Source organism: Streptomyces sp. NPDC013187, from assembly GCF_042899705.1.
Lineage (GTDB): Bacteria > Actinomycetota > Actinomycetes > Streptomycetales > Streptomycetaceae > Streptomyces > Streptomyces hawaiiensis_A.
This window is the reverse complement of the sequence record NZ_JBIBAF010000008.1, coordinates 346,424-360,856: the sequence shown is the minus strand read 5'-3', so window position 1 is coordinate 360,856 and position 14,433 is coordinate 346,424. Positions and strand designations below refer to the sequence as shown.

The window sequence follows — 14,433 nt, the reverse complement described above, 5'->3', positions numbered from 1 at the left end:
CCTCGCCCCTCACGGAACCCGCACTTCCCCTTACTGCGTGCGACGGCCCCGGAGTGTCACAGGGGCACCACGCCCAGTCTGTCGAGGAAGCGGAACAAGAGGTTTTCGGCCAGAGGATCGGGGTCTGAAGTCAGTACGGCCACGAGGGCGTCGGCGTTCACCTCACGCCCGGCCTCGGCGGCCCAGCGCACGGCGCGCTCGGCGGCGTCGCCGGGGTCCAGGAAGTAGTCCTCCAGCGTGAGGCCCTCCCGGCCCGCCCCCAGGTACCCGGCCATCGCGGAGCGCGCCAGGCAGGTCGTCCACGTCCCGCTCTCCGGCGCCGCGGCCTCCAGCACGACGCACTCGCTGTTCATGACGTACCCGAAGAGCGCCGGCGCCCCGGTCTCCCGGGCCAGGGCGTTCATGTTCCCGATGTCGCCGTCGCTGCTCGGGTACTCCCACACCTGCCATCCGCCCGGCGTCGAGGCGCGCTGCGTCGGACCGTCCCCGGCCCCCGCCAGCGCGTCCAGCTCCGGCAGCGGCCGCTCCCCCCGGCCCACCACGAAATATCCCCAGTAGCCCATGTCCCGGTCCCCCCCGGCATGTTCGATTGCGGTCGCGTCAGAAGACCACCACAGCCGTACGGGAGTTCGCAGCCGTATGGGCCAATTCGTGCCGGGTCAGCCGAGCCTGTCCGCCAGCGCCCGGAACTCCGCCCAGGACAGCTCCGGCTCGCCCGGGTCCCAGAGCTTCTGGACGGTCGCCCGCAGCGGCATCCGGATCCCGGCCGCCACCTGGTCCTCGGTCTGGGAATTCGCGAGGTCGCACCACACCGCGAAGGATCCGCCGAGGATCTGCCCGTCGTAGCGCGCCGGGACGGCCGCGGTGCCGCGCAGCACCCGGGGCGTCCACTGCTCGTAGATCCGCTGCCCCGTCGGGTAGACGAAGGTCTGCGGCTCGCCGAGCACGTAGTACAGGAACTCGTCGTTGTAGTTGATCACCTTGCGGCCCGCCTCCAGGTACTCCAGGGGAGCCCGGGCGCCGATCTCCTTGCCCGTCCAGTAGGCGACCTGGATGCCCTTGGCGGCCTGGACGGAGGTGCCGCGGAAGAAGCCGTCGTTCCACGCGCGCGGGACGCGCTGATGCTTGCGTACGGTGTCGGCCCGGTCGTTCAGCCAGCCGGTGGTGAGGTCGGCGACCGTCGCGCCGGAGCCGTACCTCTCCCGGGCGGCGGCGGCCAGCTGCGGGAACGACGCCTCCGGGTTCGACCGGGTCAGCGCCTGGTACTCGTCACCGCCGAGGTGCCACGGCCCGCCGGGGAAGAGGTCCGCGTACTCGTTCAGCAGGTCGTCGACGATCTCGGCGCTCTCGGCCTTGGAGATGTCGATGGCGCCCTGCACCGGCGAGCCCTGCGCGCTGCGCAACTGCAGGTCGGGGTGGGCGTCGAGGACCGCGCCGAGGTGCCCGGGTGAGTCGATCTCGGGGACGATCGTGATGTGCCGGCTCCGCGCGAGGTCGATGATCTTGCGCACCTGGGCCTTGGTCAGGTGCTGCTGCGAGACGATCTCGGGATGGGAGGAGGACTCGATCCGGAAGCCCTGGTCGTCGGAGAAGTGCAGCCCCAGCTGGTTGAACTTCAGGTCGCCCAGTTCCCGGATCCGGTCCTCGATCCAGCCGGCCGTGAAGTTCTTGCGCGCGATGTCCAGCATGAAGCCGCGCTGCGGCTTGGCCGGTTCGTCCTTCACGACCCCCTCGGGGGCCGTGCCGCCGTCGTGCGTCTCCTGCTTCAGCGTGCGGGTGCCGTAGAAGACCCCGGCGTCGGAGGGCCCGTTGATCTCCACCCGCCCGTCGCGCACGGTCATCACGTACGACTCCGGGTTCGCTCCCTCGTCGCGGTTCAGCCCCAGCCGCAGGTCCCCGGCCCGCTTGTCGCTCTTCTCGCCGGCGTACGCCATACCCAGCTCGCCGGCGACCAGCCGCCCCTCGTCGGCCAGCGCCGGGTCGTCCACGACCACCCGGTTGCCCTTCTCGGGCTGCCAGCCCGGACCGCGCGCCGGCTCGTGGTCGCGCACGGCGGGGATGGTGCGGGGCGTCTCGGACAGGGGGTAGGAGCGGGTCGGGCTGGGGGTCGGGGCCCCCTCCGACGCCTGGTCCCCGGGCGCGGCCGCGGTGGCCCCCTGCGAGGATCCGGCCTCCGAACCGGTGGGCCCGCCGTCACCGCCCGAGGCCGCCCAGAGCCCGAGACTCACCCCGGCCGCGACCACGACCAGGGCTACAGCCATGGCCACGACCAGCACCTGCCGCTGTTTCTCCTGCTTCGCCGAAGTCCGGCGCCTGTGCTGACTCACTCAGCCAACCTAAAACCCCGGGCCGCCCCGCGCGCGTCCACCACGCGTGCCGAAGCTCTCCCTCCCGGGTGAAATTCGTGCATCCTTCGGACACGTCACGGTCGTACTCGATAGCGTGACGTCACATCTCTCACAACTTGCCCTGCCGACACACGTGACGCCCACGAGGACCCACGCTGCCCGCGCACCATCTCCCAGATCTCCCCGGCCGACTCGACATACCGGTGGAGCACTTCAACGCCGCCTCCGAGGAGGACCTGGAGCAGGCCCTCCTCTCCTGCCTGCGCAGCCTCCGCTGGGCCCGGCGCGTCGCGGACCACCGCCCCTACCCGGATCTGGAATCCCTGCTGGCCGCGGCGGACGAGGCCGCTTACGACCTGGCCTGGCCCGACCTCACGGAAGCGCTGGCGGCCGAGCGCCTGCCCCCGCTCCCGCCGGACACCTACTCCGCTGCCCACACCGCCCTCAGCGCGGCGCACGCCGCCTACGAGGCCCGCTTCGGACACGTGTTCGTCATCTGCCTGGACGGCCTGTCCCCCTCGGAGACCCTGGACCGCCTCCTGGAGGCCATCCGGTCACGATTGACGAACGATCCGGAGGAAGAGCGAGGGGTGGTGGCCGACGAACTCCGGCGCCTCGCGAGGGAACGGTTGATCAGCGCCCTGAGGGGCGCGGGGCCGTGTTGACTTGCGGCTACCGCCGCGTGGGCGCGAGCAACCACTGACGACTCGCACCCGGCGTCCCGGAAACACCCCCCGCCCCCTGAGCCGCACTAGCCCACCAGTACCTCATTGCGTGCCAGTTTGATCACACCCAGGGACCCCGGCGCAGCCCGGCCGCAGCGCCTCGCTACGATGCTGGGGGCCGGTGGACCGTACCCGGCCGGGCCCGACCGACACACCAAGCCGGCGCGGCCCCAATCCCCGCTCCCGGAGGAAACTTCCGTGCCGGCTGGAACGCTGTACCGCGGCCGGGAAGGAATGTGGTCCTGGGTGGCTCACCGAGTCACCGGCGTCCTCATCTTCTTCTTCCTGTTCGTCCACGTGCTGGACACCGCTCTCGTCCGTGTGTCCCCTGAGGCCTACGACACCGTCGTGGCCACGTACAAGACGCCGATCGTCGCGCTGCTGGAGTACGGCCTCGTCGCCGCCATCCTCTTCCACGCGCTCAACGGTCTGCGCGTCATCGCTGTCGACTTCTGGATCAAGGGCGCCCGCTACCAGAAGCAGATGCTCTGGACCGTCGTCGCCCTGTGGGTCGTGCTGATGCTCGGGGCCATCTACCCCGTCCTCGGCCACGCCGCTCGTGAACTGTTCGGGAGCTGACGCCAATGTCCACGTCTGAGAAGACCGCCGCCGGCGTCGGCCCCGTCGAGGGCGGCGCCGTCTACACCGTCGACAACCCGGCGCCCTTCATCGAGGCCCCGCGCCAGCGCACCAAGAAGACCCCGAAGAGCACCCGGGGCAACTTCGAGCTGGCCGCCTGGCTCTTCATGCGTCTGTCGGGCGTCGTGCTGGTCGTCCTGGTCCTCGGCCACCTGCTGATCCAGCTCGTGCTGGACGGCGGCGTCTCCAAGATCGGCTTCGCCTTCGTGGCGGGCCGCTGGGCGTCCCCGTTCTGGCAGGTCTGGGACCTGCTGATGCTGTGGCTCGCCATGCTGCACGGCGCCAACGGCCTGCGCACGGTCATCAACGACTACGCGGAGCGCGCGAACACCCGGCTGTGGCTCAAGGGCCTGCTCTACACGGCCACGGTGTTCACCATCCTGCTGGGCACGCTGGTGATCTTCACCTTCGACCCGAACATCCGCTAGGCACGGGGCTGCGAGAATCATGAAGATCCACAAGTACGACACCGTCATCGTCGGCGCCGGTGGCGCGGGCATGCGCGCGGCCATCGAGTCCACCAAGCGCAGCCGCACCGCGGTCCTGACGAAGCTGTACCCCACCCGCTCCCACACGGGCGCCGCGCAGGGCGGCATGGCCGCCGCGCTGGCCAACGTGGAGGAGGACAACTGGGAGTGGCACACCTTCGACACGGTCAAGGGCGGTGACTACCTGGTCGACCAGGACGCCGCCGAGATCCTGGCGAAGGAGGCCATCGACTCGGTCCTCGACCTGGAGAAGATGGGCCTGCCGTTCAACCGCACACCGAACGGCACCATCGACCAGCGCCGCTTCGGCGGTCACAGCCGCAACCACGGCGAGGCCCCGGTCCGCCGCTCCTGCTACGCGGCCGACCGCACCGGCCACATGATCCTCCAGACGCTGTACCAGAACTGCGTCAAGGAGGGCGTGGAGTTCTACAACGAGTTCTACGTCCTGGACCAGCTGATCACCGAGGTCGACGGCGTCAAGAAGTCGGCGGGCGTCGTGGCGTACGAGCTGGCGACCGGCGAGATCCACGTCTTCCAGGCGAAGTCCGTGGTCTACGCGTCCGGCGGCTGCGGCAAGTTCTTCAAGGTGACGTCCAACGCGCACACGCTGACCGGTGACGGCCAGGCGGCCGTCTACCGCCGCGGGCTGCCGCTGGAGGACATGGAGTTCTTCCAGTTCCACCCGACCGGCATCTGGCGCATGGGCATCCTGCTGACGGAGGGCGCCCGCGGTGAGGGCGGCATCCTCCGCAACAAGGACGGCGAGCGCTTCATGGAGAAGTACGCGCCGGTCATGAAGGACCTCGCGTCCCGTGACGTCGTGTCCCGCTCCATCTACACGGAGATCCGTGAGGGCCGCGGCTGCGGTCCCGAGGGCGACCACGTCTACCTCGACCTCACGCACCTCCCGCCGGAGCAGCTGGACGCGAAGCTCCCGGACATCACGGAGTTCGCCCGCACCTACCTCGGCATCGAGCCCTACACGGACCCGATCCCGATCCAGCCCACCGCGCACTACGCCATGGGCGGCATCCCGACGAACGTCGAGGGTGAGGTCCTGGCGGACAACACCACGGTCGTCCCGGGCCTGTACGCGGCCGGCGAGGTCGCCTGCGTGTCCGTGCACGGCGCCAACCGCCTCGGCACGAACTCGCTGCTGGACATCAACGTCTTCGGCAAGCGCGCGGGCATCGCGGCCGCGGAGTACGCGCAGAAGGCGGAGTTCGTCGAGCTGCCGGAGAACCCGGCCGAGCTCGTGGTCGAGCAGGTGGAGCGGCTGCGCGACGCCACCGGCAACGAGCGGGTGGCGGAGCTGCGGCGCGAGCTGCAGGAGACCATGGACGCCAACGTCATGGTGTTCCGCACCGAGCAGACGATCAAGACGGCGGTCGAGAAGATCGCGGAGCTGCGCGAGCGCTACAAGAACGTGGCGATCCAGGACAAGGGCAAGCGGTTCAACACGGACCTGCTGGAGGCCATCGAGCTGGGCAACCTGCTCGACCTCGCCGAGGTCATGGCCGTCTCCGCGCTCGCCCGCAAGGAGTCCCGCGGCGGTCACTACCGCGAGGACTACCCGAACCGCGACGACGTCAACTTCATGCGGCACACCATGGCGTACCGCGAGGTCGGCGCCGACGGTTCCGAAACCGTCCGTCTCGACTACAAGCCGGTCGTCCAGACCCGCTACCAGCCGATGGAGCGTAAGTACTGATGGCTACCCCTGTTCTGGACAAGGAAGACGCGGCCGGCAAGCCCGAGCCCGGTTTCGCCGACTCCCCCTACATCACGGTCACCTTCCGCATCCGCCGCTTCAACCCGGAGGTCGCGGCGGAAGCGGTGTGGGAAGACTTCCAGGTGGAGATCGACCCCAAGGAGCGTGTCCTCGACGCCCTCCACAAGATCAAGTGGGACCTGGACGGCACGCTGACGTTCCGCCGCTCCTGCGCGCACGGCATCTGCGGCTCGGACGCCATGCGGATCAACGGCAAGAACCGTCTGGCCTGCAAGACCCTGATCAAGGACATCAACCCCGAGAAGCCGATCACGGTCGAGGCCATCAAGGGCCTCACGGTCCTGAAGGACCTCGTGGTCGACATGGAGCCGTTCTTCCAGGCGTACCGCGACGTCATGCCCTTCCTCATCACGAAGGACACGAACGAGCCGACGCGTGAGCGTTTCCAGACGGCCGAGGACCGCGAGCGCTTCGACGACACCACGAAGTGCATCCTCTGCGCGGCCTGCACCACGTCGTGCCCGGTCTTCTGGAACGACGGCCAGTACTTCGGCCCGGCCGCCATCGTCAACGCGCACCGCTTCATCTTCGACTCGCGCGACGAGGCCGGTGAGCAGCGTCTGGAGATCCTCAACGACCGCGACGGCGTGTGGCGCTGCCGCACGACCTTCAACTGCACGGACGCGTGCCCGCGTGGCATCGAGGTCACGAAGGCGATCGCCGAGGTGAAGCGAGCGCTGATCACGCGCCGCTACTGACTCGACCGCTTGCGCTGGAGGGCCCTGTTCCCGGTTTCACACCGGGGCGGGGCCCTCTGGCATATGCCACACCTTCGGGTGACTGAGTCCGGGACGGACACTGGGGCGGTGTCCGACCTACGATGATGCTCTCGACACCAGTTCCCAGGAGGCACCTGATGTCCGCAGCTTCCGTCGAGCAGCCCTTCCACGACGAAGAGCCGGTCACCCTCACGACCATCGCCGACGAGATCATGGAGCGCCATCCGGGCTACCGCGTCGAGATCATCGGAGGCCATCTCCTCGTGACCCCGTCCCCGGACGCACCTCATGCTCGCGCTCTGACCAAACTCATGCGGCCGTTCATCGCGGCCGGGTTGGACGACGGCGAAACCGAAGTCCTCCAGAACGTCGGCCTATGGCTCCCCACCGGCGCCGAGGACTACGCCATCCCCGACCTCGTGGTGGTGGACGCCGACATCGACGACCACCTCGTCGAGAACAACGCCTACGATCCGGCCTGCTTCCGTCTCGTCCTGGAAGTCACGTCCGGCAACTGGAAAGACGACCTCAAGACCAAGGTCGCCGCCTATGCCGAGGCCAAGGTCCCGGTCTACGTCGTCGTGGACCGCAAGCACCAGCGCCTCCACGTCCTCACCGACCCGGCGGGAAGCGGCTACGAGAACCACCGCCCCCACGCCCCCGGCGAGCTGGTTACTCTCCCGGACTCCATCGGCGCGAAGGTGACCCTCGACGCGACGGAGATCCTCAAGGCGGGCCGGCCGAAGACGAGCGACTGAACTGACGGGCGCCCTCTTCGACGTCGACTGGCCCCAGGCCGACCGGGGCACGCCCCATCGACCCGACCAGCTGGGAAGATCTCGACCTCGACACGGACACCGCCGCCATTGCCACATCGGCGTCACCGACACCGTCTATGTGCACGTCCGGCTCCGCCTCCAGCGCGACGCCATCGCCACCCTCGGCACCGCGCTCGGTAGCCCGGAGACCACCGAGACGGCGCGCTTCGACGGCGATGAACCGCCACCCTGCAACGCGCTCGTCCGCTGACGTTGCCGTCTGCCGTCTGCCGTCCTCTCACTCGGTTCAACCTATCCGAGTGAAGAAGTATTACTCGCTGGGATTCTATAGGAAGCTGCGAGATTCTCATCGAAGAACACGATCAGCTCATCGGGCATATACGTGAACCCCTCCCCCTCAGCCGCACCTAGCGCAATAACCAGGCTTGACTTATTGGAAAATCTGAGGCGATACGCCCAGGGCATTTCAGGGCAATCTTCGTTGGGAATGTGCCAGGCAGGGATGATTTCCACAATATCCGCCCCAAGGAACCTCTCCCAATCGACATGATCGCTCACGTCGACAGCGTCCCCTGGCAAGTCGGCGTCCGACTCTCCAGGTTCCCTGAGCTCGATCGCCATCCCTTCGTTGAGACCATCCATCGCCCAGGACAGGGACAGTCCAGCCCCGGTGCTCATGACCAGATCAACGGCCATGTCGACTTCATGAGCACGATCCTCCCTGTGCCCTTCGGGCCAGGTTTCCCCTTGCGGCACTACGTAGCGGACCGCACTCACAGACGCCCCCGCGATCGCACCCCGAAGGTCAGCGAGACTAGCGTCGCCGCGCGCCTTTGCATCCCACGGCTCGATTAGCAACATGCCTAGTACCGCCCGAAGTATTGGAACTGTCCATTTGCGTCGAAGGTCGCACCGATCCCCCGCCCGCCAGCAGGGTCCGGCATGATATATCGCGTTCCGCCCGCGAAGTTTCCAGAATTGACAGCGGACCTTGAGGTTTGCGGATTGGTCGGAATGTCGTCCAACAAATCCTGCCCGGCAGTCTTCAACTCCTTGCCGGGAACCACAGGAAGATCGCCGCGGTTCATATGCTTCTGGTATTCACGCCCTGCATGAGTCGTCTTCCCCTTGGCTGGACGCATTCCACTCTGCGAAAGCGCATCCAGATCAGGGCAGCCTCCGGAGTTATGCACGAGCACGGGAGTATCGCCCGCCAGCACATAGTACGTATGCAGGTCATCAACTGTCAGGTTGTACGTACGTGCCCGCTTCGTGAATGACCGGTTGCCCGTGACGATGACGGTGTCGCCGTCGTCGGTGCGCAGGGTCGTGCCCGGTTTCAGATCGCCTGCTTCGATCCAGTCCCGTTGTGACGGCGACCAGAAGGGGTGCTCGTAGGTGGCGATGAGTTTCTCGACGCCGTCCTCAGTGGCGATGGACAGTTCATTGAAGAACTTGTCACCCTCGGTCCGGATGAGCCTGGTCACCTTGCGGGGGCCGGTCTCACCGGTTTCCGGATCGGTGGCCTGGACCATGTCGCCGACTTCGATGTCTTCGATGTCTTTGCTGGTGCCGTTCGCCATAAGGACGTCGGTACCGGCCAGGAAACATCTAGCGCAGCCGGCCGCCGCCCCCTTGGCGGCCCTGCCTCCGGGGAGGAAGGCGTACGGGAGGGTTTCCCACCGCTTGCCCCGCTCGTAGGACTCGGCGTCGTTCTGACATTTCTTGAAGTTCTGGAGACAGTAGTTGGCGGCGATGCGCTTGGCCTCTGCGACGTCGTCGCTCTTCAGCAGGAACTTGTACGCCAGGCGGCAGCCTTCCCGCCCGAAGCACACGTTGTTGGTGCCGCTCTCCTCGACGATGGGCGTTTGCCAGTACGTCCCGTTCGGGAAGCGGCCGTTGGGACCGTACTCGTAGAAGAGGTCCAGCAGCCGCTGGACGTTGTTCGTGACCGGAGTATGCGTCTGCACCCATCCGGGCTTCGCCTTGCAGCTGTAGTAACAACCACCCGGCCCCGTGCCTCCGCGAGGGACGCCGGGCCCCTTGGGGTTCTGCGGCCCCGTCGGGCCGCCGTCGCGGCGCGGCTCGCTGTGGCCCGTTCCGTCGTCGATCCACAGGCCCGTGGGATCCGAGTGCGACACCGGGCTGTTGTTGGAGTAGGCGTACCCGTTCATCTGCAGCGGGTCGGCTATGTCGATGACCGGGTCGGCCGAGAGGAAGCGGCCCGAGGTCTGGTCGTACTCGCGGGCGCCTATGTGCGTCAGGCCCGTGGCCGTGTCGTCGATGCCGACGCCCAAGTAGCCGCGCTTGTTGGGCCACGTGGAGGGCTTCGCACCGCGGGTCTCGCCGTACGGCTTGAACGCGCGGCGGGTGACCGCCTGGCCGGCGGCGAGGTCGACCGACGTGTTGGCCGTGCCCAGGTGGTCGGTGAGCAGCGTGCTGACCTTGTGGCCCGTCGTCGAGCCGTTGGTCGTCGTGCGGACCACCGACGGCGCGCCGGACTGTGCGTAGGAGCGGGACGCGCGGGTGATCGTGCCTGAGGCGTTCGTCGTCAGTTCGGCTTCGCCCAGGTAGAGCGTCGAGCCCGACGGTGAATTCTCCAGCAGGCGGTTGCCGTCGGCGTCGTAGACGTACGTCGTCTTCTTGCCGTCGTCCGTGATGGAGTCGAGCTTGTTCTCCGGCGTCCAGTCCAGGGTCTGCGTGGTGTTGTACAGGTCTCGGGCTGTGGTGTTGCCCGTGGCGTCGTAGGTGTAGGCGCTGTCCTTGCCGGTGGGCGTGGAGCTGATCCACGTCATCGTGTGCGGCTGGGACTTGTACGACGTCGTGCCGCTGCCTGCGACCGTCTTGCCGTAGCCGTAGGAGTAGGTGACGTTCTTCGTCGCGTCGGCCGGATCGTGCTCCGTGAGCGTCGCGCGGTTGCCGACCCAGTCGAAGGTGGTCGACTGGTGGTAGGCCGTCGCGTTCGTGGCCACCGTGTCCGGGGCCGGGGCTGACGCGGCGAGTGTCGAGGCGAGGGAGTCGTCGGGGGACGAGGCGTCCGATTCCGCGTCCGCGGCGTCCGCGACCGGGCCCGAGGAGGTCGCGTAGGTGGTGCGGTGACCCCACGCGGTACCGTTCGCCGACTTGCAGCCCGTACCGCCGCCGGTCGGCTCGATCTTCGACGTCCAGGCGTGGGCCAGTTCGCCCAACACGTCGTACGTGAAGCACTGGGTGTCCCACGTGCTGCCCGTCGCCTCGCTGAGCTTGCGTGCGTTGGAGGTGATGGTGCCGGTCGCGTCGTAGGAGTAGTAGCTGTCCGTGATGCGGTGCGGGCCCGCCGTCTCACGGTCCGCCACCGTGCGCTGGAGGCGGCCGGTGTGCGGGTCAACGAAGTTGGTGGTCCAGACGCGGTTCGGCTGTGCGCCTGAGACCGTGCGCAGCACCTCGCCGTAGGGCGAGTACGTGGCGTCGGCGGTGTACCAGGTCAGGCCCGAGGTCGACTCCGGCATGCCGTCGCCGTTGTAGCGCGTGACGACCTTTTCCCTGGCCAGGCCGCCGACGGCCGGGAGGGTCACCGACTGGGGCTTGCCGGTGGGCGTGTACGTGTAGGCGTACGCGTAGGTGCCGGCGAGGCCCGCAGTCATGGAGTTGGCCGGGACGACCGTCTCACTGCCTGCGACTCGGTACTCGGAGTCGTATCCCGTGACCCGGTTGACGTAGTCGCCGTTGGCGGTGTGCCGCTTGCTCGTTGCCGGTTGGCCGAGGCCTCCGGGCGCATCGTCGTAGGTGTACTCCTTGACAGGGGTGGCGCTCGCCGAACCCTGCCGGACGTATCTGGGCCTGCCGAGGATGTCGTACTCGGTGTAGGTCTCCTGACCGCGCGCGTTGCGGACGCGGTTCGGCCGGTCCGCAGCGTCGTACCAGGTGTCCGTGGTCCCCGTGTCGGGATCGGTGGCGGACGTCACCCGGCCGCGGGCGTCGTAGGTGTAGGACCAGACGTTGCCGGCCGGGTCGGTGACCTTGTCGCGGTTGCCTCGTGCGTCGTAGCTGTAAGTGGTGGTGCGGCCCGCGGTGGCACTGGAGGCGTCCTGGGTGAAGTGCTTGACGGAGGTGGTCCGGCCGAGGGCGTCGAAGTAGGTGCGTGTGCGAGGGGCCGTGGAGCCGGGCGGGTTCACCGTCTTGCTAACGGCGTCGTAGAAGGTGAAGGTCGCGTACTTGTATCCGCCGCCTTGGTAGACGGAGGCACGGGCCTCACGCTCCAGGCCGTCGTAGCGGTACTGGGTCCAGGACGGGATCAGCGACGTGGATCTGGGCCTGAAGAGCGCCGTGTCCGGTTCACCCTTGGCCAGGTAGGCGCCGGTCTTCTCGGCGACCAGGCCGTGGTCGTTGTATTTGGTGTCGACGATGATCCGGCCGGGGCCGTGGGCCTCGCCCTGCTTCTGGACTTCACGTGCCAGTCCGTCGTAGAGCGTGACCTCCTGACTGTAGGAGCCGTCGTCCTTGAGGGTTCCCACCGTCACCGCGGCGGGCTTGTTCGCGCTGGATGTGGCGATCGCCGGCTGATACGAGACGACGACGCTCGGCGACTTGCCCCCGGAGGCGCGGGAGGCCGTCCAGCCCTTCACGAGACGGCCGAGCGCGTCGTACTCGCTGCGTGTCGTGCGGCCGTTGGCGTCGGTGACCGTCAGCGGCAGGCCCCGGCCGGGGTCGTAGGTCGTGCTGACGGTGTGGCCCTTGGCGTTGATCGTCTTTGTCGTGGTGACCGGGCCACCGGTCTCCGGCGTGTATCTCGTCTCCGAGGTGCCCGCGCCGGGCTTGGTGACCGTACGGACGCGCCCGAGGTCGTCGTACGTGGTCTCGGTGGCGACCGAGTAGGAGGTGCCCGTACCGTCGGTCTCGGCCACGGTGGTGGGCGAGCCCTTGGTCGGCGTCGCCCCGTAGGCGAGCTTGTCGTAGCTGTACTGCCGGGCCGACTTCAGCTGGGTCGCGGGATCGGCGGAGGCGTATCCGGCGCAGGACGTGCCGGTGGTGCGCTCCTCCTTGGGGCGGCCGATGAGCCAGGCCGTCGTGTTGTGCACGTAGGTGGTCTTGGTGCAGGTCTGATCCGAGAAGGTCTCGGCTGAGCCGCTCGGCTTCACGACGGCTGTCTCCACCTGGACGGGCAGGCCGTAGGTGTCGTCCGGCGTCGTGAGGGTGCGTACGGCGCGCCAACTGGAGCCGACCGTCTGGATTTCGTCCGACCGCTTCGTGCCCGTGCGGTGCGCGAGCAGGGGATCGGCGGTCGTCCCGTCCTCGTTCTCGCGGGAGCGGGACGCGGTTTCCTTCGACCAGGGGTAGTTCAGCGTGCGCGTGAGGACCTCGCCACCCGAGTCGGAATAGGTGATGGCCTCCGCGGTCATGCCGGCGTACTGGGGAGCATCGTCCGCGAGGAGGGTGTAGGTGTTCGTGGAGTCCTTGACCGCTCCACCCGTGCCGAGGAAGTACCGTGTCACCGACCGCGACTGGGACTGCGGCACGCCCGGCTCGGAAGTGAGCTTGCTGCCCTTGGTGACCGTGACCTGCCGGTGTCCCCGCCAGTCGCTGTACGTCCGCAGAGCGGGGCGCGTGAACTCGTCGTCGCTCTTGGCCCACGCCGGGCCCGAGTACGAGTACATCGTGACGGTCGGTTTGCTGTGCGAGGTGACCTTGTCCGTCTCGGTCACGGACGCGACGACGTACTTGTTGAACCAGGACTTCGCCGGGGTCTTCTCGTCGCCGTCGGGCGACCAGCGCACCGGGTAGCAGGTGCCGTTGTTCTCGCCCTTGTCCTCGGAGGGTTCACTCGCGCACCCGCCGGTGTATTCGACCTCGATGTCGCCGCCGTGCTCGGTGGAGACCGTCCCGATGCGGGGGCGGGTGAAGGGAGGACGCTGGTCGCTCTTGCCGGAGAGCACCAGGTTGGGCAGCTGGCGGTCCTTCAGCCGGGCACGCAGGGGTGACGAGGCGCCGACCGTGTAGGGGGCGAAGCTGATGCCGTCCTTCGACTGGAGGGTGCCGGTGGTGTCGCCCGGGCCGTACCCGGTGCGGGTGATCGAGTTGAGCCAGAGGCCGGGTGACGTGTCGTACCAGTCCCCCGGGAACGACTGGTGCAGGGTGTACGTGTCCACCTTGCCGAGGCCGGTCTGTCCGGGGCGTGCGGCCTTCGTGGTCACCGTGTCCAGGCGGAGTTGCGTCCAGAACGAGGGGAACGACGGGCAGAGCTTGGAGGTGGACTTGCAGTTGAGGTTGCCCGGCGTGTCCCACCAGGGCCGGTACGCGCCCGGGTCGTCGGTCTTGGCGAAGTTGGCCGCGTCGCACGCCGACTCGGACCTCAGGCACCGCTGCTTCGCGCCGAAGGTGACGGTGGCCGACGGCGTGGTGAGGGTGTCCGGGCGCATGCCGTACTCGATCGAGGCCGGGTAGGCGTAGCGGTCGTACTGCTCCGGCGACTTGAACTTCTTGCGAACGGCGTAGTGGTTCGTCTCCTGCTTCCAGTTGACGACCATCGTGTTGCCGTTGACATCGACGACCTTGTCGAGGCCCCAGCGCCAGGCCTGCTGCTTGCCGGAGCCGCAGCGCGAGTCGGCGAAGGCATCGGCGTGACACGGTTCTCCGGGGTGGTTGCCGAAGACCGGCACGGTGGAGACGGAGGACGTGTCGGCGTGACCCCCGCCGACGCTGTTCTGGCCGTAGTAGTACTTGGTGCCGTCTGTCGTGGTGACGACCCAGTACTCGCCGTTGTTGTCGCCGTTGCTGCCGCCGACGCGGTGCTCGAACCCGCCCTGCAGGACCCTCGTTCCTTCTGTACGGATGCGCGGCCGCCGGCTCTCATATCGCGCCCCCTGAATCTCCACAGGGTGACGACGGATCCCTCATGGGTCATCATCGGCTCGCCCGGCCGCGCCCAGTCGCACGCCGGATTCCAGGGGGAACTACGGGGGAA

Annotated in this window: 11 protein-coding genes; 7 read left to right on the top strand and 4 right to left on the bottom strand. The window is 68.0% G+C overall.

From position 1 onward, the window contains the following. Positions 1–56: 56 nt before the first annotated feature. Together ACFY5B_RS19435 and ACFY5B_RS19430 are read right to left on the bottom strand one after the other, a co-directional pair. The gene (locus ACFY5B_RS19435; protein WP_389970587.1) at positions 57–563 is read right to left on the bottom strand and encodes a hypothetical protein; all 507 of its coding nucleotides are present in this window, start codon (positions 561–563) and stop codon (positions 57–59) included. Between the two features lie 96 nt (positions 564–659). Then, positions 660–2,261 (bottom strand): glycoside hydrolase family 20 protein, encoded by a 1,602-nt coding sequence (locus tag ACFY5B_RS19430; protein WP_389970851.1) that lies wholly within the window; start codon positions 2,259–2,261, stop codon positions 660–662. Between the two features lie 290 nt (positions 2,262–2,551). Here ACFY5B_RS19430 and ACFY5B_RS19425 point away from each other — a divergent pair, with 290 nt between their 5' ends. The 7 genes from ACFY5B_RS19425 (at position 2,552) to ACFY5B_RS19395 (ending at position 7,743) form a co-directional block, all read left to right on the top strand. After that, positions 2,552–3,013 (top strand): 2-oxo-4-hydroxy-4-carboxy-5-ureidoimidazoline decarboxylase, encoded by a 462-nt coding sequence (locus tag ACFY5B_RS19425; protein ID WP_389970584.1) that lies wholly within the window; start codon positions 2,552–2,554, stop codon positions 3,011–3,013. A 258-nt stretch (positions 3,014–3,271) separates the two neighbouring features. Further along, entirely contained in the window at positions 3,272–3,652 is a 381-nt protein-coding gene (gene sdhC, locus ACFY5B_RS19420; protein WP_031107855.1) for a succinate dehydrogenase, cytochrome b556 subunit, read from the top strand. A gap of 5 nt (positions 3,653–3,657) precedes the next feature. Then, positions 3,658–4,140, top strand: a complete 483-nt coding sequence (locus ACFY5B_RS19415; RefSeq protein ID WP_033311431.1) for a succinate dehydrogenase hydrophobic membrane anchor subunit — start codon at positions 3,658–3,660, stop codon at positions 4,138–4,140. Positions 4,141–4,159: 19 nt separating this feature from the next. Continuing rightward, positions 4,160–5,914 carry a succinate dehydrogenase flavoprotein subunit gene (gene sdhA / locus ACFY5B_RS19410; RefSeq protein WP_107455799.1) on the top strand — a complete coding sequence of 585 codons (1,755 nt, stop codon included), beginning with the start codon at positions 4,160–4,162 and terminating at the stop codon, positions 5,912–5,914. Further along, on the top strand, positions 5,914–6,693 hold the full coding sequence (locus ACFY5B_RS19405) for a succinate dehydrogenase iron-sulfur subunit (RefSeq protein WP_030842154.1): 780 nt from the start codon (positions 5,914–5,916) through the stop codon (positions 6,691–6,693). The genes sdhA and ACFY5B_RS19405 overlap by 1 nt, the downstream gene beginning before the upstream one ends. 158 nt (positions 6,694–6,851) lie before the next feature. Next, complete coding sequence (locus ACFY5B_RS19400) at positions 6,852–7,472, top strand: Uma2 family endonuclease (RefSeq protein ID WP_389970579.1); 621 nt, start codon at positions 6,852–6,854, stop codon at positions 7,470–7,472. Positions 7,473–7,611: 139 nt separating this feature from the next. Next, a complete protein-coding gene (locus ACFY5B_RS19395) occupies positions 7,612–7,743 on the top strand; it encodes a hypothetical protein (RefSeq protein WP_389970576.1) in 132 nt (43 codons plus the stop codon). A 41-nt stretch (positions 7,744–7,784) separates the two neighbouring features. Here the strand turns inward: ACFY5B_RS19395 and ACFY5B_RS19390 are convergent, their stop codons facing one another. Both ACFY5B_RS19390 and ACFY5B_RS19385 read right to left on the bottom strand, forming a co-directional pair. After that, complete coding sequence (locus ACFY5B_RS19390) at positions 7,785–8,189, bottom strand: hypothetical protein (protein ID WP_389970573.1); 405 nt, start codon at positions 8,187–8,189, stop codon at positions 7,785–7,787. A 167-nt stretch (positions 8,190–8,356) separates the two neighbouring features. After that, entirely contained in the window at positions 8,357–14,344 is a 5,988-nt protein-coding gene (locus ACFY5B_RS19385) for a polymorphic toxin-type HINT domain-containing protein (protein WP_389970570.1), read from the bottom strand. Positions 14,345–14,433 lie beyond the last annotated feature (89 nt).